20 protein-coding genes are annotated in these 20,259 nt (G+C 58.8%); 12 read left to right on the forward strand and 8 right to left on the reverse strand.

Features of this window, described 5'->3' with window-relative positions; all coding sequences use genetic code 11:
* The 3 genes from L6D63_RS27480 to intI1 all read right to left on the reverse strand — a co-directional run.
* Positions 1–2,959: Tn3 family transposase (locus tag L6D63_RS27480; RefSeq protein WP_236170465.1), on the reverse strand; the 2,959-nt coding region annotated here is incomplete at its 3' end.
* Positions 2,960–2,962: 3 nt separating this feature from the next.
* Positions 2,963–3,523: a recombinase family protein gene (locus L6D63_RS27485; RefSeq protein ID WP_003090771.1), complete on the reverse strand. Its 561-nt coding sequence runs from the start codon at positions 3,521–3,523 to the stop codon at positions 2,963–2,965.
* Between the two features lie 374 nt (positions 3,524–3,897).
* The gene (intI1, locus tag L6D63_RS27490; RefSeq protein ID WP_000845048.1) at positions 3,898–4,911 is read right to left on the reverse strand and encodes a class 1 integron integrase IntI1; all 1,014 of its coding nucleotides are present in this window, start codon (positions 4,909–4,911) and stop codon (positions 3,898–3,900) included.
* Positions 4,912–5,056: 145 nt separating this feature from the next.
* On the opposite strand from intI1, the gene L6D63_RS27495 reads away from it, so the two are divergent.
* The 5 genes from L6D63_RS27495 to L6D63_RS27515 all read left to right on the forward strand — a co-directional run bounded on the left by L6D63_RS27495 (position 5,057) and on the right by L6D63_RS27515 (position 8,147).
* Entirely contained in the window at positions 5,057–5,902 is an 846-nt protein-coding gene (locus tag L6D63_RS27495) for an ANT(3'')-Ia family aminoglycoside nucleotidyltransferase AadA6 (RefSeq protein WP_022675713.1), read from the forward strand.
* A gap of 41 nt (positions 5,903–5,943) precedes the next feature.
* A complete protein-coding gene (locus tag L6D63_RS27500; RefSeq protein ID WP_108092422.1) occupies positions 5,944–6,222 on the forward strand; it encodes a DUF1010 domain-containing protein in 279 nt (92 codons plus the stop codon).
* Between the two features lie 116 nt (positions 6,223–6,338).
* Positions 6,339–6,686, forward strand: coding sequence for a quaternary ammonium compound efflux SMR transporter QacE delta 1 (locus L6D63_RS27505; protein WP_000679427.1), 348 nt, complete (start codon positions 6,339–6,341; stop codon positions 6,684–6,686).
* The gene (gene sul1 / locus L6D63_RS27510; RefSeq protein WP_000259031.1) at positions 6,680–7,519 is read left to right on the forward strand and encodes a sulfonamide-resistant dihydropteroate synthase Sul1; all 840 of its coding nucleotides are present in this window, start codon (positions 6,680–6,682) and stop codon (positions 7,517–7,519) included. Before L6D63_RS27505 ends, sul1 begins: the two co-directional genes overlap by 7 nt.
* Positions 7,520–7,646: 127 nt before the next feature.
* Complete coding sequence (locus tag L6D63_RS27515; protein ID WP_000376623.1) at positions 7,647–8,147, forward strand: GNAT family N-acetyltransferase; 501 nt, start codon at positions 7,647–7,649, stop codon at positions 8,145–8,147.
* Here L6D63_RS27515 and L6D63_RS27520 read toward each other — a convergent pair.
* Together L6D63_RS27520 and L6D63_RS27525 are read right to left on the reverse strand one after the other, a co-directional pair.
* Complete coding sequence (locus L6D63_RS27520; RefSeq protein ID WP_001381192.1) at positions 8,116–9,108, reverse strand: TniB family NTP-binding protein; 993 nt, start codon at positions 9,106–9,108, stop codon at positions 8,116–8,118. The genes L6D63_RS27515 and L6D63_RS27520 overlap by 32 nt on opposite strands.
* Positions 9,109–9,110: 2 nt before the next feature.
* On the reverse strand, positions 9,111–10,790 hold the full coding sequence (locus tag L6D63_RS27525; protein WP_000179844.1) for a Mu transposase C-terminal domain-containing protein: 1,680 nt from the start codon (positions 10,788–10,790) through the stop codon (positions 9,111–9,113).
* A 491-nt stretch (positions 10,791–11,281) separates the two neighbouring features.
* Between L6D63_RS27525 and L6D63_RS27535 the strand changes: the two genes are divergently transcribed.
* From L6D63_RS27535 to L6D63_RS27550, 4 genes are read left to right on the forward strand one after another with little or no spacing between them, the layout of a single operon-like run.
* Positions 11,282–12,769 carry a SulP family inorganic anion transporter gene (locus L6D63_RS27535; RefSeq protein ID WP_003090759.1) on the forward strand — a complete coding sequence of 496 codons (1,488 nt, stop codon included), beginning with the start codon at positions 11,282–11,284 and terminating at the stop codon, positions 12,767–12,769.
* Positions 12,770–12,783: 14 nt separating this feature from the next.
* Positions 12,784–13,635, forward strand: a complete 852-nt coding sequence (locus tag L6D63_RS27540) for a universal stress protein (protein WP_003090760.1) — start codon at positions 12,784–12,786, stop codon at positions 13,633–13,635.
* Positions 13,635–13,994, forward strand: coding sequence for a TraR/DksA family transcriptional regulator (locus L6D63_RS27545; RefSeq protein WP_003090764.1), 360 nt, complete (start codon positions 13,635–13,637; stop codon positions 13,992–13,994). Before L6D63_RS27540 ends, L6D63_RS27545 begins: the two co-directional genes overlap by 1 nt.
* A 45-nt stretch (positions 13,995–14,039) precedes the next feature.
* On the forward strand, positions 14,040–15,002 hold the full coding sequence (locus tag L6D63_RS27550; protein ID WP_023104037.1) for an SdiA-regulated domain-containing protein: 963 nt from the start codon (positions 14,040–14,042) through the stop codon (positions 15,000–15,002).
* 4 nt (positions 15,003–15,006) lie between these two features.
* On the opposite strand, the gene L6D63_RS27555 is transcribed toward L6D63_RS27550, so the two are convergent.
* Together L6D63_RS27555 and L6D63_RS27560 are read right to left on the reverse strand one after the other, a co-directional pair.
* A complete protein-coding gene (locus tag L6D63_RS27555; protein WP_176601291.1) occupies positions 15,007–15,537 on the reverse strand; it encodes a hypothetical protein in 531 nt (176 codons plus the stop codon).
* 411 nt (positions 15,538–15,948) lie between these two features.
* Entirely contained in the window at positions 15,949–16,641 is a 693-nt protein-coding gene (locus tag L6D63_RS27560) for an SDR family NAD(P)-dependent oxidoreductase (RefSeq protein WP_021219117.1), read from the reverse strand.
* Positions 16,642–16,853: 212 nt separating this feature from the next.
* On the opposite strand from L6D63_RS27560, the gene L6D63_RS27565 reads away from it, so the two are divergent.
* The 3 genes from L6D63_RS27565 to L6D63_RS27575 all read left to right on the forward strand — a co-directional run bounded on the left by L6D63_RS27565 (position 16,854) and on the right by L6D63_RS27575 (position 19,447).
* Positions 16,854–18,080: a sterol desaturase family protein gene (locus L6D63_RS27565; protein WP_003090706.1), complete on the forward strand. Its 1,227-nt coding sequence runs from the start codon at positions 16,854–16,856 to the stop codon at positions 18,078–18,080.
* On the forward strand, positions 18,077–18,649 hold the full coding sequence (locus L6D63_RS27570; protein WP_021219115.1) for a hypothetical protein: 573 nt from the start codon (positions 18,077–18,079) through the stop codon (positions 18,647–18,649). The genes L6D63_RS27565 and L6D63_RS27570 overlap by 4 nt, the downstream gene beginning before the upstream one ends.
* 90 nt (positions 18,650–18,739) lie before the next feature.
* Positions 18,740–19,447: a Crp/Fnr family transcriptional regulator gene (locus L6D63_RS27575; RefSeq protein WP_003090707.1), complete on the forward strand. Its 708-nt coding sequence runs from the start codon at positions 18,740–18,742 to the stop codon at positions 19,445–19,447.
* Between the two features lie 612 nt (positions 19,448–20,059).
* Here the strand turns inward: L6D63_RS27575 and L6D63_RS27580 are convergent.
* Positions 20,060–20,259: hypothetical protein (locus L6D63_RS27580; RefSeq protein WP_236170466.1), on the reverse strand; the 200-nt coding region annotated here is incomplete at its 5' end.

Below are 20,259 nucleotides of genomic sequence, written 5' to 3' on the forward strand. Positions count from 1 at the left end.
TTCCGGGCAGCCTTAGCGGCCGAAACTTCCCGTCCTCCAGCCTGCGGCTCTGCCGCCAGACATAATCGCCGGTCAGATTGATGTGCTCCCACCCCAGCGGCGACAGGTATTGCAGCAGCTCACCATCCACCGACTTCCCCGCATCGCCCATCGCCTGGGTGGCGCGCTCCAAGTACACCGTGTTCCACAACACGATGGCGGCCGTCACCAGGTTGAGGCCACTGGCCCGGTAGCGCTGCTGCTCGAAGCTCCGATCCCTGATCTCGCCGAGGCGGTTGAAGAACACCGCCCTGGCCAGGGAGTTGCGGGCTTCGCCCTTGTTCAGTCCAGCATGCACGCGCCGGCGCAGCTCGACGCTTTGCAACCAATCGAGGATGAAAAGCGTGCGCTCGATCCGGCCCAGCTCGCGCAGGGCCACGGCCAGGCCGTTCTGGCGCGGATAGCTGCCGAGCTTGCGCAGCATCAGCGAGGCGGTGACCGTGCCCTGCTTGATCGAGCTGGCCAGGCGCAGGATGTCGTCCCAATGGGCGCGGACGTGCTTGATGTTCAGGGTGCCGCCAACCATTGGGCGCAATGTCGGGTAGTCCTGGACGCTATTCGGAACATACAGCTTGGTTTCTCCGAGGTCGCGGATGCGCGGTGCGAAGCGGAAGCCCAGCAGGTGCATCAGGGCGAAGACATGATCGGTGAAGCCAGCCGTGTCAGTGTAGTGCTCCTCGATCCGCAAGTCGGACTCGTGGTACAGCAGACCGTCGAGCACATAGGTAGAGTCGCGCACGCCGACATTCACCACGCGGGTGCTGAACGGTGCGTACTGGTCGGAGATGTGGGTGTAGAACAGCCGCCCCGGCTCGCTGCCGTACTTCGGGTTGACGTGGCCGGTGCTTTCGCCTCGACCACCCGCCCGGAAGCGCTGGCCATCGGAAGAAGAGGTCGTGCCGTCGCCCCAGTGAGCGGCGAAGGTATGACGGTACTGGTGGTTGACCAGCTCGGCCAGGGCCGCCGAGTAGGTTTCGTCTCGGATGTGCCAGGCTTGCAGCCAGGACAGCTTGGCGTAGGTCAGGCCGGGGCTCGACTCGGCCATCTTGGTCAGCCCGAGGTTGATTGCATCGCCCAGGATCGCTGACAGCAGCAATGTCCGGTCTTTGGCCTCGGCACCGTCCTTCAGGTGTGTGAAGTGGCGGCTGAAGCCCGTCCAGTCGTCCACGTCCATCAGCAGTTCGGTGATCTTGATGCGCGGCAGCAAATGGCTGGTCTGGTCGATCAGCGCCTGCGCGGTATTGGGCACCGCGGAATCCAGCGGGGTGATCTTCAGCCCGGACTCGGTGAGGATGGCATCGGGCAGCTCGTTGTCCTTGGCCAGGCGGGTGACGGTGGCCAGCTGCTCGTCCAGCAGCTGCAAGCGCTCTTCCAGGTACTGGTTGCTGTTCGGGTTGATCGCCAGGGGCAGAGCCTGCGCATGCTTGAGCGCGGCGAACCTCTCTGCCGGCAGCAGGTAGTCGTCGAAGTCGCGGAACTGCCGCGAGCCCTTGACCCAGATGTCACCGGAGCGCAGCGCGTTCTTCAGCTCGGACAGGGCGCAGATTTCGTAGAAGCGCCGGTCGAGGCCTTCCGGGGTTATCACTAGCGGCTTCCAGCGCGGCTTGATGAAGGCGGTGGGCGCATCGGCCGGCACCTTGCGCAGGTTGTAGGCGTTCATCTCGCTCAGGGTCTGCACGGCTGCCAGCACGCCTTGCGCAGCCGGGGCAGCGCGCAGTTCCAGCACCTCCAGCAAGGCCGGCGTGTAACGGCGCAGAGTGGCGAAGTTCTCGCCGACCAGGTGCAGATGGTCGAAGCCTTCCGGCCGGGCCAGCAGCTCGGCCTCGCTGACGCTCTCGGTGAACTCGTCCCAGGGAATCACCGCCTCAATGGCGGCATAGGGATCGCTACCGCTTTCCTTGGCTTCCAGCAGAGCCTGGCCGATCTTCGAGTACAGGCGCACCTTGTCGTTGATCGCCTTGCCCTGCTTCTGGAACTGCTGCTGATGCTTGTGCTTCGCGCTGCTGAACAGCTTGACCAGGATACGGTCGTGCAGATCGACCAACTCATCAATCACCGTCGCGGTGCTCTCCAGCACCACGGCGGCCAGGGTCGCGTAGCGTCGCTGCGGCTCGAACTTGCCGAGGTCTTTGGGCGTCATCTGCCCACCCTCGCGGGCCAGCTTGAGCAGGCGGTTCTGGTGGATGTGTCGGCCCAGGCCTTCGGGCAAGTCCACCAGCTGAAATGTCTTCAGCCGCTCGATGTGTTCGAGCATGTGGCGGGAGTTCGGTTTCAGCGGTGCCTGTCGCAGCCAGGTCAACCAGGTGATGCTGCTGCCGGCCTTGAGCTTCAACAGCTCGTCCAGCTTGGCCCGATGCGAGTCCGTGAGTGGTTCGACCAGGGCGCGGTAGACTCGGCGATTGGCCCGCGCAATGGCCTCCGAACAAGCTCGATCAATTACGCTCAACGCCGGCAGAATGCGCCGCTTCTGTCGCAGGCTCTCCAGGGCCTGACCGGCCAGCAGTAAGCCCTTGTCGGTCTGCTGGGCCAACTCGGTCAGCTCGCGCACCAGGGCGCGGAAGTCGGACAGGCCGAACGGGGCCAGTTGTAGGTAGGTGCGCAGTTCCTGGGCGTGCTCGCGGCGAGTCACGTCGCGTTCGCCGTACTTCAACCAACTCGCCGGGTCGGCCTGAACTTGCTTGGCCACCCACTGGATGACCGGCTCGGGCGGCTCGCTGTCGGTGCCCAACGCATAGCCGGGGTAGCGCAGCAGGCTGAGCTGCACCGCGAAGCCCAGGCGGTTGGCGTCGCCGCGCCGCTGGCGGATCAGCGACAGGTCGGAGTCGTTGAAGGTGTAGTAGCGGATCAGGTCATCCTGGCTTTCCGGCAACGCAAGCAAGGTGTCGCGCTCCGTAGCCGAGAGAATCGAGCGACGCGGCATGGTTCAGTCGTCCTTGCGAAGGTACTGATAGAGGGTTTCTCGGCTGATGCCGAACTCGCGGGCGAGCTGCGCCTTCGGCTCGCCCGCAGCGGCCCGCTGCCGCAGCGTGATGGCTTGCTCGTCGGAGAGGGCTTTCTTGCGGCCCCGGTAGGCACCGCGCTGCTTGGCCAGGGCGATGCCCTCGCGCTGCCGCTCGCGAATCAGGGCGCGCTCAAACTCGGCAAAGGCCCCCATGACCGACAGCATCAGGTTGGCCATCGGCGAGTCCTCGCCGGTGAACACCAGGCCTTCCTTCAAGAACTCGATGCGCACACCGCGCTGGGTCAGCTTCTGCACCAGGCGGCGCAAATCATCGAGGTTTCGTGCCAGGCGATCCATGCTGTGCACCACCACGGTGTCGCCTTCGCGAACGAAACCGAGCATGGCCTCCAGCTGGGGACGCTGGGTGTCCTTGCCCGAGGCTTTGTCGGTGAACAGCTTGCCGACCTCGACCTGTTCAAGTTGGCGTTCCGGGTTCTGGTCGAAGCTGCTGACCCGGACGTAACCGATGCGTTGTCCCTGCAAGATGCCTCCATGGGCTGGATGGGCGGCAGGGCTTGCGTTGGTTTTTGGTTCCATTGCGCCCGAAGCCTTGAATTTGTCAGGCTGAAATCTATGACCTTGGCAAGCATGTGTCAAAGAATGTGAAAGCGGACTCTATTCTGACGGCGTGATGCGCCTTGCCTGACATCCAGTTTGTCGTTTTCAGAAGACGGCTGCACTGAACGTCAGAAGCCGACTGCACTATAGCAGCGGAGGGGTTGGATCCATCAGGCAACGACGGGCTGCTGCCGGCCATCAGCGGACGCAGGGAGGACTTTCCGCAACCGGCCGTTCGATGCGGCACCGATGGCCTTCGCGCAGGGGTAGTGAATCCGCCAGGATTGACTTGCGCTGCCCTACCTCTCACTAGTGAGGGGCGGCAGCGCATCAAGCGGTGAGCGCACTCCGGCACCGCCAACTTTCAGCACATGCGTGTAAATCATCGTCGTAGAGACGTCGGAATGGCCGAGCAGATCCTGCACGGTTCGAATGTCGTAACCGCTGCGGAGCAAGGCCGTCGCGAACGAGTGGCGGAGGGTGTGCGGTGTGGCGGGCTTCGTGATGCCTGCTTGTTCTACGGCACGTTTGAAGGCGCGCTGAAAGGTCTGGTCATACATGTGATGGCGACGCACGACACCGCTCCGTGGATCGGTCGAATGCGTGTGCTGCGCAAAAACCCAGAACCACGGCCAGGAATGCCCGGCGCGCGGATACTTCCGCTCAAGGGCGTCGGGAAGCGCAACGCCGCTGCGGCCCTCGGCCTGGTCCTTCAGCCACCATGCCCGTGCACGCGACAGCTGCTCGCGCAGGCTGGGTGCCAAGCTCTCGGGTAACATCAAGGCCCGATCCTTGGAGCCCTTGCCCTCCCGCACGATGATCGTGCCGTGATCGAAATCCAGATCCTTGACCCGCAGTTGCAAACCCTCACTGATCCGCATGCCCGTTCCATACAGAAGCTGGGCGAACAAACGATGCTCGCCTTCCAGAAAACCGAGGATGCGAACCACTTCATCCGGGGTCAGCACCACCGGCAAGCGCCGCGACGGCCGAGGTCTTCCGATCTCCTGAAGCCAGGGCAGATCCGTGCACAGCACCTTGCCGTAGAAGAACAGCAAGGCCGCCAATGCCTGACGATGCGTGGAGACCGAAACCTTGCGCTCGTTCGCCAGCCAGGACAGAAATGCCTCGACTTCGCTGCTGCCCAAGGTTGCCGGGTGACGCACACCGTGGAAACGGATGAAGGCACGAACCCAGTGGACATAAGCCTGTTCGGTTCGTAAACTGTAATGCAAGTAGCGTATGCGCTCACGCAACTGGTCCAGAACCTTGACCGAACGCAGCGGTGGTAACGGCGCAGTGGCGGTTTTCATGGCTTGTTATGACTGTTTTTTTGTACAGTCTATGCCTCGGGCATCCAAGCAGCAAGCGCGTTACGCCGTGGGTCGATGTTTGATGTTATGGAGCAGCAACGATGTTACGCAGCAGGGCAGTCGCCCTAAAACAAAGTTAGACATCATGAGTAACGCAGTACCCGCCGAGATTTCGGTACAGCTATCACTGGCTCTCAACGCCATCGAGCGTCATCTGGAATCAACGTTGCTGGCCGTGCATTTGTACGGCTCTGCACTGGACGGTGGCCTGAAGCCATACAGTGATATTGATTTGCTGGTTACTGTGGCTGCACGGCTCGATGAGACTGTCCGACAAGCCCTGGTCGTAGATCTCTTGGAAATTTCTGCCTCCCCTGGCCAAAGTGAAGCTCTCCGCGCCTTGGAAGTTACCATCGTCGTGCATGGTGATGTTGTCCCTTGGCGTTATCCGGCCAGACGGGAACTGCAATTCGGGGAGTGGCAGCGTAAGGACATTCTTGCGGGCATCTTCGAGCCCGCCACAACCGATGTTGATCTGGCTATTCTGCTAACTAAAGTAAGGCAGCATAGCCTTGCATTGGCAGGTTCGGCCGCAGAGGATTTCTTTAACCCAGTTCCGGAAGGCGATCTATTCAAGGCATTGAGCGACACTCTGAAACTATGGAATTCGCAGCCGGATTGGGAAGGCGATGAGCGGAATGTAGTGCTTACCTTGTCTCGCATTTGGTACAGCGCAGCAACCGGCAAGATCGCACCGAAGGATATCGTTGCCAACTGGGCAATGGAGCGTCTGCCAGATCAACATAAGCCCGTACTGCTTGAAGCCCGGCAGGCTTATCTTGGACAAGGAGAAGATTGCTTGGCCTCACGCGCGGATCAGTTGGCGGCGTTCGTTCACTTCGTGAAACATGAAGCCACTAAATTGCTTAGTGCCATGCCAGTGATGTCTAACAATTCATTCAAGCCGACGCCGCTTCGCGGCGCGGCTTAATTCAGGCGTTAGTACCACTGAAACCCTCCTTTATTTCGCCCATGTTTATTCAAACGGCATTCAGTTTCTCAAACGCTGTGCAGCGCTGGGTTTGCCGTTTCTCTGGGCTTCGCCTGGTGGCGTTACGCTGGTTTGTGGTCTTTTTGGCCTCTGGCCCTTGTGTAGCAAGCGCGAGCAGCTATTTTTTTCGTAGTGCTGTGCCGCCTCGGTGGCACCGTGCCTTTTCGCAGTTAGCGCCCGTCGCCAAGTTACGGTTATCCGTTTTGGCTTCTGGCTCTAACATTTCGGTCAAGCCGACCCGCATTCTGCGGTCGGCTTAACTCGCCCGTTAGATGCACTAAGCACATAATTGCTCACAGCCAAACTATCAGGTCAAGTCTGCTTTTATTATTTTTAAGCGTGCATAATAAGCCCTACACAAATTGGGAGATATATCATGAAAGGCTGGCTTTTTCTTGTTATCGCAATAGTTGGCGAAGTAATCGCAACATCCGCATTAAAATCTAGCGAGGGCTTTACTAAGCTTGCCCCTTCCGCCGTTGTCATAATCGGTTATGGCATCGCATTTTATTTTCTTTCTCTGGTTCTGAAATCCATCCCTGTCGGTGTTGCTTATGCAGTCTGGTCGGGACTCGGCGTCGTCATAATTACAGCCATTGCCTGGTTGCTTCATGGGCAAAAGCTTGATGCGTGGGGCTTTGTAGGTATGGGGCTCATAATTGCTGCCTTTTTGCTCGCCCGATCCCCATCGTGGAAGTCGCTGCGGAGGCCGACGCCATGGTGACGGTGTTCGGCATTCTGAATCTCACCGAGGACTCCTTCTTCGATGAGAGCCGGCGGCTAGACCCCGCCGGCGCTGTCACCGCGGCGATCGAAATGCTGCGAGTCGGATCAGACGTCGTGGATGTCGGACCGGCCGCCAGCCATCCGGACGCGAGGCCTGTATCGCCGGCCGATGAGATCAGACGTATTGCGCCGCTCTTAGACGCCCTGTCCGATCAGATGCACCGTGTTTCAATCGACAGCTTCCAACCGGAAACCCAGCGCTATGCGCTCAAGCGCGGCGTGGGCTACCTGAACGATATCCAAGGATTTCCTGACCCTGCGCTCTATCCCGATATTGCTGAGGCGGACTGCAGGCTGGTGGTTATGCACTCAGCGCAGCGGGATGGCATCGCCACCCGCACCGGTCACCTTCGACCCGAAGACGCGCTCGACGAGATTGTGCGGTTCTTCGAGGCGCGGGTTTCCGCCTTGCGACGGAGCGGGGTCGCTGCCGACCGGCTCATCCTCGATCCGGGGATGGGATTTTTCTTGAGCCCCGCACCGGAAACATCGCTGCACGTGCTGTCGAACCTTCAAAAGCTGAAGTCGGCGTTGGGGCTTCCGCTATTGGTCTCGGTGTCGCGGAAATCCTTCTTGGGCGCCACCGTTGGCCTTCCTGTAAAGGATCTGGGTCCAGCGAGCCTTGCGGCGGAACTTCACGCGATCGGCAATGGCGCTGACTACGTCCGCACCCACGCGCCTGGAGATCTGCGAAGCGCAATCACCTTCTCGGAAACCCTCGCGAAATTTCGCAGTCGCGACGCCAGAGACCGAGGGTTAGATCATGCCTAGCATTCACCTTCCGGCCGCCCGCTAGCGGACCCTGGTCAGGTTCCGCGAAGGTGGGCGCAGACATGCTGGGCTCGTCAGGATCAAACTGCACTATGAGGCGGCGGTTCATACCGCGCCAGGGGAGCGAATGGACAGCGAGGAGCCTCCGAACGTTCGGGTCGCCTGCTCGGGTGATATCGACGAGGTTGTGCGGCTGATGCACGACGCTGCGGCGTGGATGTCCGCCAAGGGAACGCCCGCCTGGGACGTCGCGCGGATCGACCGGACATTCGCGGAGACCTTCGTCCTGAGATCCGAGCTCCTAGTCGCGAGTTGCAGCGACGGCATCGTCGGCTGTTGCACCTTGTCGGCCGAGGATCCCGAGTTCTGGCCCGACGCCCTCAAGGGGGAGGCCGCATATCTGCACAAGCTCGCGGTGCGACGGACACATGCGGGCCGGGGTGTCAGCTCCGCGCTGATCGAGGCTTGCCGCCATGCCGCGCGAACGCAGGGGTGCGCCAAGCTGCGGCTCGACTGCCACCCGAACCTGCGTGGCCTATACGAGCGGCTCGGATTCACCCACGTCGACACTTTCAATCCCGGCTGGGATCCAACCTTCATCGCAGAACGCCTAGAACTCGAAATCTAACGTCCGTTCGGGCATCGAGGTCCATGTCGGGGTGGGACGGGCCCGTGGCTTCAAGATCACTTGCAGTCCGACCGCGATGTCTTGGTTGCGCGAGAGGTTGTCGACAGGCCATGCTGAGTGTGCGATGGTTGATCGCTTCCTCGCCGCTCTCCACGGCGACGATGGCCGCCGCCATCAGCAAGTGCGCCAGTTCCCCTATGGTGCCCTCGCTGCGTGTGAGCAGGTAGCGAGCCATGTCCAGCGTGGCAATTGGGGAAGGCCGGCGCAGCGGGAGCGAAGCGGCGAAGCTGGCCAGCAGTGAGCAGCAATCGTCGTTGGCCTCCCATACCGGCAGCATCATCGGCTCGAAGCGATTTTCCAACTGGTCATCGGAGCGGATGGCTAGGTAGGCGTCGCGCGTGCCTACCCCAACCAACGGGATGCGCAGTTCGTTGCCGAGGAAGCGCAGCAGGTTGAGGAATTCCCGGCGGTTGACGCTGTTGCCGGCCAGCACGTTGTGCAGCTCGTCGATCACCAGCATGCGCACGCCGACCTTGCGCAGCAGTGCCAGAGCCAGTTGCTCCATTTCCGGCAACCGTGGGCGTGGGCGCAGCGGCGCGCCCATCGCGGCGAGCAGCGCGACGTAGAAGCGGATCACGGACGGCTCGGACGGCATCTGCACGACCAACACCGGGATGTGCTCCTGGTCGGCGTCGGAGCTGGCCGGGTGGGTGCGGCGGAACTTCTCGACGATCATCGACTTGCCATTGTTGGTCGGGCCAACCAGCAGCAGGTTGGGCATGCGTTGCTTGTTTGGCCACGCATAAAGGGCTTCCAGCCGGTTCAGCGCCTCGACTGCGCGCGGATAGCCGATCCAGCGGTCGGCGCGAAGGCGCTGGATGCGCTCGTCCGCCGGAAGACGGGCCAAGCCCTGGGCCGCCGGCAGCAGGTGGGACAGGTCGATGATGGGATATTCGTCCACGGCTACCACTCCTCAATCTGGTCGAACGGTTTGGCGGGTGGCAAGTTGTCTGCCTGCGGGTCGGCAATATCCGTATCCGGCGGAACGGGCTTGTCCGGCCGAGCTGATGTCTTGAGGTGCTGGCGGCGATCCGCGTCACGCCGCGCCTTGCGTGTGGCCTTCTGCGCGCTGGTCACAATCTCACGCATCTGGCCGATCATGCGGAACAGCGCCGACTCATCCACCTGTTCGCGCCCTTGCTGCCGCAGTTTCGCCAGCGCCTGCCGTTGTTCCCAGAGGGTGACAGCCGGATGCGACAAGGTACGGTAGGGAATTTCCAGGTAATGCTGTCCCTCCGGTTCCAGGACCCAGATACGGCTGATGTCGCGCGGATCGCGCCGGATCAGAAAGGACGGCCAGCGTTCACGCCGCGCAATCCACGGCTTGAGCGCATCGGCGTAGTAGTGGATGTGGTCGATGACAAAGCCGGTGCGGGTCAGCGTGCGCCGGAGGATCGGCAGAAAATCGACCAGGAACGAAGTAGCGCGTGTGACGACGGCCGGTACGCCGACACGCGCCACGGCCTCGGCCCAGCGCGCGGCCGGCGGTTGGAGCAGGCCGTTGTGCACCGAACCGTGGTAGGTGCCGACCGCCAATGTGAGCCAGCGCTCTAGCTCGCGCAGCGTCAGGGCGGCCTTGTTTTCGGAATCGTAGTCGCCGCGCTGGTCAGGGTTGGAGAAGGTCGTTCCCGGCAGTTCGTCGTGAATCATCTGCATCGCCGTGCCGATGATCCGTTCCACGATGCCGCCATAGTGCGGCTGTCCCAGCGGGCGATAGTCCAGCCGGATGCCATGCTGCTCGCAACCCCGGCGCAGGGCCTCGCTCTTGAACTCGGCCGCGTTGTCTAGGTAGAGCAGCAAGGGCTTGCCGCTCATCTGCCAATCCATTTCCACGTTCAGTCCTTCCAGCCAAGGGCGCTTGTCGCAGGCGACATGCACGAGGCACAGGCCAACCGAAACGGCAGACGGCGCTTCCAGCGTGACGACCATGCCGAGCACGCAGCGGGTGAACACGTCGATGGCGAGGGTCAGGTACGGGCGGCCAATAGGTTGCCGGTCGCGGTCATCGACCACGATCAGGTCGATGACCGTATGGTCTATCTGCACCTGCTCCAGCGGCGCGGTCACGGCAGGAGGCTCGCCGCCCACACCTTGTAGGTCACGAGCGGCATCCTGGCCTTCCCGCCGGCGGATGACCTTGCGCGGGTCAAGGCTAGCGATCCGTAAGGCCACGGTATTGCGCGCCGGCACTCGCAGTTTTTGAGCCTTGCACACCTGAGTGACTTCGCGGTGAAAGGCCGCTAGGCTGCGCTTCTGCTTGGTCAGGAACCGCTTTTGCAGTAGCTCGTGGATGACGCGCTCGACCGGTTCCGGCAAGCGCCCCTTACCTTTACCTCCACCGGACTGGCCGGGCACCAGATCCGTCACGAGGCCGCTGCCTTGCCGGGCACGCCGGATCAGAACGTATACCTGGCGCCGAGACAAGCCCAGCGCCTGAGCCGCCATATCGGCCGCTTCGTGCCCGACCGTCTCCGACTGCGCCAACGGACTGATGATCTCCGCACGACGGCGCGCACGCTCCCAAGCCTCATCAGGCAGAGTGGCCACGCCTTGTTCTGGAATCCGTGGGGTGTCCGTCGCCATGCTCACCTCGCTTTGGTGCACACGAGTATTGAGCATAGTCGAGATTGGTGCAGATCACTTCTGATATTGAACTGTCAGGAGCTGGCTGCACAACAGCCATTACGCCCAATCAACTGGTGCAGTCGTCTTCTGAAAATGACACAGTTAGGGTATAGCTCAGGCTGACATCCAAACAGGACGCCCTAGTCCGGGGGTGACTCGCAGAAATTGCCCTCTTCCTGTAGACTGTTGCGGCCATTGAGTTACTAAAGACACTCGATAAGACCTCATGCTTACCCTGCAAAACATGATCTGGCTGCCTACGCCGCCATAGCGCTTCGCCCCCCCGCATCATCTGTGACTGCTTGCTCTGCCAGCGGTCGCTTTCTGCTGTGCTTTAGGTTTTAACACCCGCCACAGCTCCTCTACATCCGACATTTGACCTCGTATCGACCAGCTGCACTTGGCCTGCGCCATGCTGTGCTGCGCGATCCATTGCCTTGGGAATTCTGATGCTCCACTCGTTAAAACAAACCTGGTTATCCAACATCCGTGGCGACATCCTCGCCGGTCTTGTGGTCGCACTGGCCCTAATCCCTGAAGCCATCGCCTTCTCGATCATTGCTGGCGTTGACCCTAAGGTCGGCCTTTACGCCTCTTTCTGTATCGCTGTGGTGATCGCCTTTGTCGGTGGCCGCCCAGGCATGATTTCGGCCGCAACGGGTGCCATGGCACTGCTGATGGTGACTCTGGTCAAGAACCATGGTCTTGAATATCTGCTGGCCGCCACGCTGCTATGTGGCGTGCTACAAATTGCTGCTGGCTACCTGAAGCTCGGATCGCTGATGCGCTTCGTCTCGCGCTCGGTGGTGACCGGTTTTGTCAATGCACTGGCGATCCTGATTTTCATGGCTCAGCTGCCCGAGCTGACTAATGTCACCTGGCACGTCTACGCCATGACAGCCGCAGGCCTCGGCATCATCTATCTGTTCCCCTATGTCCCCAAGATCGGCAAGCTCATCCCATCGCCGCTGGTGTGCATCATCGTGCTGACCGCCGTCGCCATGTCGGTTGGTCTGGATATCCGCACGGTCGGTGATATGGGTGAACTGCCGGATACGCTACCGATCTTCCTCTGGCCTGATGTGCCGCTGACATTCGAGACGCTGGCCATCATCTTTCCTTATTCGGCAGCACTGGCTGTGGTCGGTCTGTTGGAGTCGATGATGACCGCGACCATTGTCGACGACCTGACCGACACCCCGAGTGACAAGAACCGCGAGTGCAAGGGCCAGGGCGTGGCCAACATTGCTTCGGGTCTGATCGGCGGTATGGCTGGCTGCGCGATGATTGGTCAGTCGATCATTAACGTGAAATCCGGCGGTCGTTCTCGCCTGTCGTCTCTTGCCGCAGGCGTATTTCTGCTGCTGATGGTGGTTTTCCTCGGCGACTGGCTGAAGCAGATCCCAATGGCTGCGCTGGTGGCAGTGATGATCATGGTGTCCATCGGCACCTTCAGTTGGGATTCGCTGCGCAACCTGAAGAAGCATCCGTTGTCGACCAACATTGTCATGGTCGTCACCGTGGTGGTCGTGGTGGCCACCCACAACCTGGCCTTCGGCGTGTTAGCCGGCGTGCTACTGGCTGCGATGTTCTTCGCCAACAAGGTTGGCCATTACATGGCGATCAGTTCTTCGCTGGACGAAGCCGGCGAGCATCGTAGCTATAACGTCACCGGTCAGGTGTTCTTCAGCTCGGCTGACAAGTTCGTCGCAGCCTTCGACTTCAAGGAAGCCCTGAACAAGGTAACCATCGACCTGAATCGTGCACACTTCTGGGATATCACCGCTGTTGCAGCCCTGGACAAGGTAGTCATTAAGTTCCGCCGTGAAGGTACTGAAGTCGAAGTGCTGGGCTTAAACGAGGCCAGCGCCACTATCGTGGATCGCTTTGGTGTTCACGATAAACCTGACGCCATTGATCAACTCATGGGCCACTGAGAAGGAGAACAACAATGACCCACGTAATTGCCTGTATCGACGGTTCCACCTCGGCTCCAGCTGTTTGCGACTACGCGGCCTGGGCCAGTCTGAGCCTGGAAGCGCCGCTGACCTTCCTGCATGTGCTGGATCAGCGCCAGTATCCGGTTGCAGCAGATTTGAGTGGCAACATTGGCCTTGGCAGCCGCGAGCACCTGCTTGATGAGCTTGCTTCCCTGGATGAACAGCGCGGCAAGTTGGCCCTTGAACAAGGGCGAATCATGCTTGCAGCCGCGAAAGAACGGGCCGTGAATGATGGTGTGCGCGCACCGGAGTCCAAGCAGCGACATGGCGATTTACTGGAGAGCTTGCAAGAGCTGCAAAGTGAAACGCGCTTGCTGGTTATCGGTCGCCAGGGCGAGTCTAGTGGCGGTCTGAGTCAGCATGTCGGAAGCCAGCTGGAAAGCGTTATTCGTATCATGCACCGGCCAATCCTGGTCACCCCGGCCAACTTCCAAAAGCCCAAGAGCGCGATGCTGGCATTCGATGGCGGCGCTACAACCCGCAAGGGTGTGGAGATGCTGGCAGCCAGCCCGCTGCTGAAGGGGCTGCCGATCCATCTGGTCATGGTTGGGCCCGTGAACGACGAAGCGTCCGCGCAGCTGGACTGGGCGCAGAAAGTGCTGATCAACGCCGGATTTACCGTTCGCGCTGAGACTCGGAGCGGTGAAATAGAACGTACCCTGCACGCCTATCAGAAAGAGCATGGCATCGATCTGCTAGTGATGGGGGCTTATGGACACTCACGTATCCGGCAGTTCCTGGTCGGCAGCACCACTACCAGCATGCTCCGTACCACCACCAGTCCGCTGTTACTGCTGCGCTAATGAGCCTGGACGACGCCCTCGATCTTGCCCATTTCAAGACCCTACTGGAACAGCGGGCTGCCGAGCTGGATCGATTGCTGGGAGACGCTGAGTCTCGCTCGCAATCGGTAGAGCTGGATCAAAGCAAGGTGGGGCGTCTATCGAGAATGGACGCACTCCAGCAACAAGCGATGAACGATGCGATCCGCAGTCGTGCACGGCATGAACGTGTCCGTCTCCAACTGGCCCTCAAGCGCTGGCACGAGGGCGACTATGGCTGGTGTAACCAATGCGGCGAGTTGATCGCCTCGGGCCGTCTGGAGTTCGATCCGGCCACGCCGTTGTGTATCACCTGTGCCAGCCGCGCCGAGTCGGGTTGAAACCATCACGGCTCGTGGCGTCAGTCTGATTTAACGAGGCTTCTAATGTATTTGATGGCTAAAAACTGGCTGGGCCGAACACGGAAAGTAAGTGTTTGGATGTGGGCGCTTGTATGCCTTGTGTTGCTCACCGTATTCCAAGTACGTACTCATCACCTTGATGATCGTCTGTACTTTTGGATCAAGACCCACTGGCACACAGACGATTGGCAGGAGCGCTCTGTGTGGCTGCCTGGCTATCGGGTTGAGCTGGATGCTAAGGCGGTTCCCGGTGTGGACAACAACCTTTCGGGCCTGACCTTCGATCCTGACCTAAATCTGCTGTGGGCGGTTACCAATGGCCCGAACGAGCTGCTGGCCCTCAGTCGTGACGGTGACGTGGAGCGACGTTACAGCCTGGATGGCTTCCACGACGTGGAAGCGGTGTCCTATGCCGGCAACGGTCAACTGGTCATTGCCGAAGAGCGGCGGCAGAGCCTGGTTATCGTGGATATCCCCATCGACGAATACGGTAAGCTTTCTCCTGATCGACCATTGAGGCTAGACCAGTATTCAGCGCTAACCTTGGCGCTTGGCAAGGAGGACAACAAAGGCCTTGAAGGGCTCGCCTACGACCTAAAAGGTGATCGTTTGTTTGTGACCAAGGAGCGTGACCCCCGGCAATTACTGGAAGTGAGCGGCCTTCGTGCCAGCCTGGAAGGAGGCGTTTCCCTGCACGTCCGCGACATGTCCAACCTAGTAAAAGACAAGGTGTTTGCCACTGACTTGTCTTCGGTTGTATTCGATCAACAGAGCGGCCATCTGATCCTGCTCAGCGACGAGTCGAAACTGCTGATTGAAATGACCGACGAGGGCAAGGTGGTGAGTTTCCGCTCCTTGGCGAGGGGGTTTGCTGGTTTGCTGAAAGGTATACCCCAAGCCGAAGGCGTAACCATCGACGATGAAGGGTATTTGTACGTGGTCAGCGAGCCGAACTTGTTCTATCGCTTTACCCGCGAGACAGATTGACCAGTCAACAAGCTACAGTCAGGCGTGGCCGGGACGCTTGAACTGTTAGCGTACGATTTTTTCCGAATTCTGCGGGCTCCCCGTAAACGCCCCATGGAATAGGAGTGCTCAACGGCTCGCTAACCACTTCGATTTTATAGCCGCGCTGTTTACTGTTGCGGTCTGCACCGAAGAGATATGGGTTGCTAGCACCTGGCTTCGGCGCGATCAGGTAGTCGGCCACTGAGTCGAGAGGAGCACCCAAACGGTCATAGCTGATTAGGGACATATAGCGAGCATGCGGAAAACTGCCCTCTAAATGCAGCTTCGCGCCCTTCGGCACCGAGAAAGCTGCTCCCCAATAGAATGTTCCGGCGTCAGGGAAGGCGATGTTGATGTAGGGGTCACCACTGACCGGGCCGTAGCGCCAAAAACACGAACGAGGGCCTGGCATTGGATCCTTACCGATGGCAACACGCTGCTGGCCTTCCTCGAAGGCATTCGCCTGATCCCAGTTAGCCTGAGAAGGCGAGGCCGCCAGGATTAGAGTGGTCATCGCTAAAACTTGTGACGTTAGCCAAATATGAGGGCTTCAAGGTCATCTCCTTATCGGTGGATTCAAACCTTATTTTGGATACCGTATCCAGGCAGCGAAATAGTGTGGGCACCACAAGGGATAGGGCGGTTTTCTAGCGCGTATTTTTCTAATGTTGTCGCTTACAACTGCTGCGGACACACGCCTTGGCAAAGTATGTGGTGGTCGACCCTAAGGACTTGGGACCTGCTACCGAGGGCTGCTAGCTCTCCGCCGGCAACACCAGTCAGTTCCCCACGCATAGGCCACGCATGCCGCATTAGGATCATTAGGATCATTAGGATCATTAGGATCATTAGGATCGGGCGAACCCTGGGTGAGAAGAACGGCTCTAGGCAGCCACTCTGCTATGTCGACAGCCGGCCTAATAAATTAGCACCGCCCATTTACAGCGATAGCTGCACCTGTGATTGCACTAGCCTCCTGAGAGGCTAAAAATACGATCACATTAGCGACCTGCTCTGGCGTAACCCAGCGGGTGGCATCCGCATCAGGCATATCGAGGCGGTTCTGCGGGGTATCGATGATCGATGGCATGATCGCATTGACCGTGATGCGCTGATCTTTCAACTCTTCGGCCAACGCCTCCGTAAGGCGCATCACCCCGGACTTTGCTGCAGCATAGGCCCCCATGCCTAGGCTGGCCTTACTGGCCGCTCCGGCTGCAATGTTGATAATGCGCCCGGCTTCGGCTTTCTTCAGGTGTGTCAGCGCGGCCATGCTAGCCGTTGCGGCAGTGCGCACGTTCATTTGATACATCAAATCCCAGGTCGCAAGATCGCCGCCCTCGATGGTCTCCCAGCGAAAACCACCCGCCACGTTGATGAGCGCATCTAATCCTTGAAAATGCTGCTGCACCTGCTGCATTGCACAATTTGCCATGTGCAGATCGGTTAGATCGACCGCGCCGATAAGCAGTTTTTCAGAGCGCGCCGTGTCGGCCAGGGGTCGCGGCACGCTGGCCTGATCAATCAGGGCCACCCGCCAACCATTGGCCGCGAACGCCTCGCCTACCGCTATACCTAGACAACCGAATCCACCGCTAATTGCGACTACTTTACTCACGCTTATTCTCCTTGAAGTGGACTACACCAGGGCTGCACTGAGCACTGAGCCCCGGCACGAGTGGTCAGCTAGGTTGCCACTATTGCCGTGCAGAACCTGTCGCCGAGCCGACAAGTGGGCACAGTCAAGAGTGCTAACTTGCCTGGTCGCTGAGTCGCTGAAAGCCATCAGCCGCTCAACTTTCTTGAGTCGAGAGAAAAGGATCGCGCGCAATGAATCTGATCGTGTTTGCCATACCGATTTTTTTAACCACCACCTTGCTGGAAGCATGGCTGGCGCACCGCCGCGGGCTAGCGGCGTATTCCATACCTGATGCCATCAGCAGCTACCAATATGGTCTATTGAGCCAGGTGGTTGGGGCGTTCACCAAGTTGGCGAAACTGGGCGTTTACACTCTGGTATTCGAAGCCTACCGCGCCACGACCTTGCCTAGCGATAGCCTGTGGGTATGGGTCGGAGCCCTTGTGGCCTACGACTTTTTCTACTACTGGCATCACCGTATGAACCATGAAATTGGCTTGCTGTGGGCCGGGCACGTATCGCATCACTCTTCCGAGTACTTCAACCTGGCAACAGCCATACGCCAGTCCTCGACGAGCGCACTTCTGGGCTGGATATTCTATCTACCGATGGCAGTGGCCGGTGTGCCGCCCAGCGTGTTTGCCGGGGTGTTGCTGATCGACTTGCTTTACCAGTACTGGGTGCATACCGAGGTAATTGGTCGTTTGGGCTGGCTTGATCGCATCTTCGTCACACCCTCAAACCATCGCGTCCATCATGGGCAAAATGACTACTGCATGGACACAAACTACGGGGGCATTCTGATTCTCTGGGATCGCCTATTCGGTACCTTCGCCGAGGAGCGCAAGGACGAGAAGGTCATCTACGGCGTGCGCACACCGTTGCAGAGCCTTAACCCATTCTGGGGCAACATGCATTACTACATTGAGCTCTGGCAGAAATCCAAAGCCACCCCGGGCTGGCGGGCTAAACTTGGCGTCTGGCTGGCACCACCTGGTGGCTGGCACGATGAGGCGAGCGAGCCTTACGAGCCGTCGCAGTTTAAGTATTACGATCCGTGTACACCCGATGCGGTCAAACGCTATGCGGTAGTGCATCAGGTGCTTGCAATGTTGTTCCTCATGCATTTTCTGACGCTACTCAACACCTTGCCGAAGACCTTACTGGCACTCTACGCCGCTGGCTTTGCCATTTCGGCAATCTCTCTCACGTCACTATTGGAAGGACGTGCCAATGCACGGCGTTTTGAGCAGTGCCGTGTCATAGGACTGGGCATTGCCTTTGCTGCTCTACCTGACTGGTTCGGTTTTAGTATGCCCATCGCACTCAAGCTGATGTTATTGGTTGTAATGCTAGGCAGCGCTGCATGGCTCAGCCGCACTTCCTTCAAACCTGCTGCTTTGTGGACTTCCCAATGAATGCCGATGCCATTTCCGACTTGATCTTGGCTGTGGTTGCCTTTTCCATTGCCTTTGTCCAGCTGCGCCAGCGCCCTGCTCTAGCCATTGGTTGCGGCCTGATCGGCCTGGCGGCAGCGATTGGTACACTGCATTACCAGTATGGTGAGTTGTTCGCCGGCCCACATCGCTTTACCGGCCTGGTTGCCGCCAGCGCAGGTTTCCCGCTGCTGGTCATTGCACTGCGCTGGCCAGATGACTCTGTTGCTCAGCGCATCACGGCCGCAGGGCGCTTCGCGCTCTTGGTTGGGAGCTTCGGGGTGGTGATTAGCGTGTCGGGATTTGACACCTGGCGCATGCTGGTGCCTCTTGGCTCTGTCTTGTTAATCTGTGCCACAGCCTTAGTGACGCGGCGGGTAATGCCACTCGGGGCGGCGCTAGTGTTCATCGTTAGTCTAGCGGCCGGTGCAACCGGTGAAGAGATGCTCGGACCGCTATCTGGCATCCAATGGCTGCACTACTTGCTGTCTTTAGCCCTGCTGCTGCTGCACCGGGATAGGGTGGTGCCGCTGTTAGCTGCGAGCCGTTAATTCGGCTTCCCCTGCATCCCATATCTTGGGAAACTGTCGAATGTGGTTAAGACCCAACATCGATGTTTCCAAGGTTTCCAAGGTTTCCAAATGCAAAACATAGATGACGCAGCCCATCAGACAATCTACCGCCTGCGCGAGGCAGATGACTGGTTCGCAAGCTTGCCGGGGGAAGTGCAAGACAAAATCATCCAGTCTTCCGTATTGCGCCACTATCGCAAAGGGCAGGTGATCACTGCCCAAGGCAGCCGACCGACTGCAGCCTCAGTAGTGCTTGAGGGGCGCGTGCGGGTTTCGCGGCTGCTATTCGAGGGTGAGGAGAAGCTTTATATGATTGGCGAGAGAGGATTTTGGTTCAACTTCCTCGCCCTGATTACAGGCGAAAAGGCCGATGTGGCTGTGATCGCCGATACCAATGTGCAATTACTAATGCTGCCTCTGCAGCAATTCGAGCGAATCCTTGAAGAGGAACCTCTCTATTGCAAGGCAATTACACTTTTTATTGCCAAGCGCTATGCCGCTTTTATGCGGCACTTTGCCGATGGCCAGATGATCGTGCCGCTGCAACGGCTGCGTACAGGTTTAGCAGAACTGTTGTTGCTGCAACCACCGGCAACAGGCTCTGAGGAAGTTATTTTGAATGTTTCTCAGGCGGATTTAGCCTCCATACTTGGTTCTTCCCGCCAGACTATCAACGGGCTGCTAAAACAACTGGAAAAGGCGGGACTGATTAAGATCGGTTTTCGGCATATTCGAGTAATTGATCCAGCTGGGCTTTCTGAGCACGCGGCTAACTGAGCCGGCACTAATCTCGATGTAATTTTCGCAGGGCCGAGTGCATCGCTGTTGATCATGAGTGGACTCACCACCTGACTTCATCAGTACCACCTGACCACAATGCTAGAGGTGAACCGGCCCTATCAATAGCCCCGGCTTTCCTAGAGACCTTTGGGCCTAATAACTGCCCCCGCACGAGGGCCGCTTGGTCACCAATCAAAGACTGCTTTTGGCCGAGTCCGGTCTATCGCGTCAGGCTTGAATCGGCCAAAAGCGGCCGGTCGACAATGGTGTGTCCGACCCATTGCTGTCGCTCGCAAAAGCTGATGGACAAGAAGGCGTTGTCTACCCTACAAAGCCATCAAGTCCCTGTAGGGTGGAAAACTGCGGAGCATTTTCCACCAGTGGTCATCCAGGCTACCGCGCTGAGAATGCGTAGTGATGTATTACGTCCTCAGCCACAATGTTAATATCAAGCTGCAACATATCGACAGCCGCCTGCTTCAACACATGACATTAATGGAGCTGGGCAGGCTTGAAGTGAATAATAAATTTTACAAGCTAAAAAACTAACGAATATATTATATTTCGAGAATCAAAAGGAAATTGATCAGCAATGTTCACTGTTAAAAACTACGGCGTCTCCTTTTCAACAAAAAAAAGCGACATCGCGCTAACTAATTTCTTCGTGTCATTAGTAGGAGCCCGGCGATTTTCAAGGTAGTTGTCGCGTGAGCGTGTCACGCTGCCTTTGATGTTTGCTGCAGTACCGCTTCCCGCTCCGGGTTCAGGCACACGATTGGTGCCAGCACCCAGTTCCTGATGTTGCCGCT

It is taken from the genome of Pseudomonas parakoreensis (assembly GCF_021602155.1).
In the GTDB taxonomy this organism is placed as follows: domain Bacteria; phylum Pseudomonadota; class Gammaproteobacteria; order Pseudomonadales; family Pseudomonadaceae; genus Aquipseudomonas; species Aquipseudomonas parakoreensis.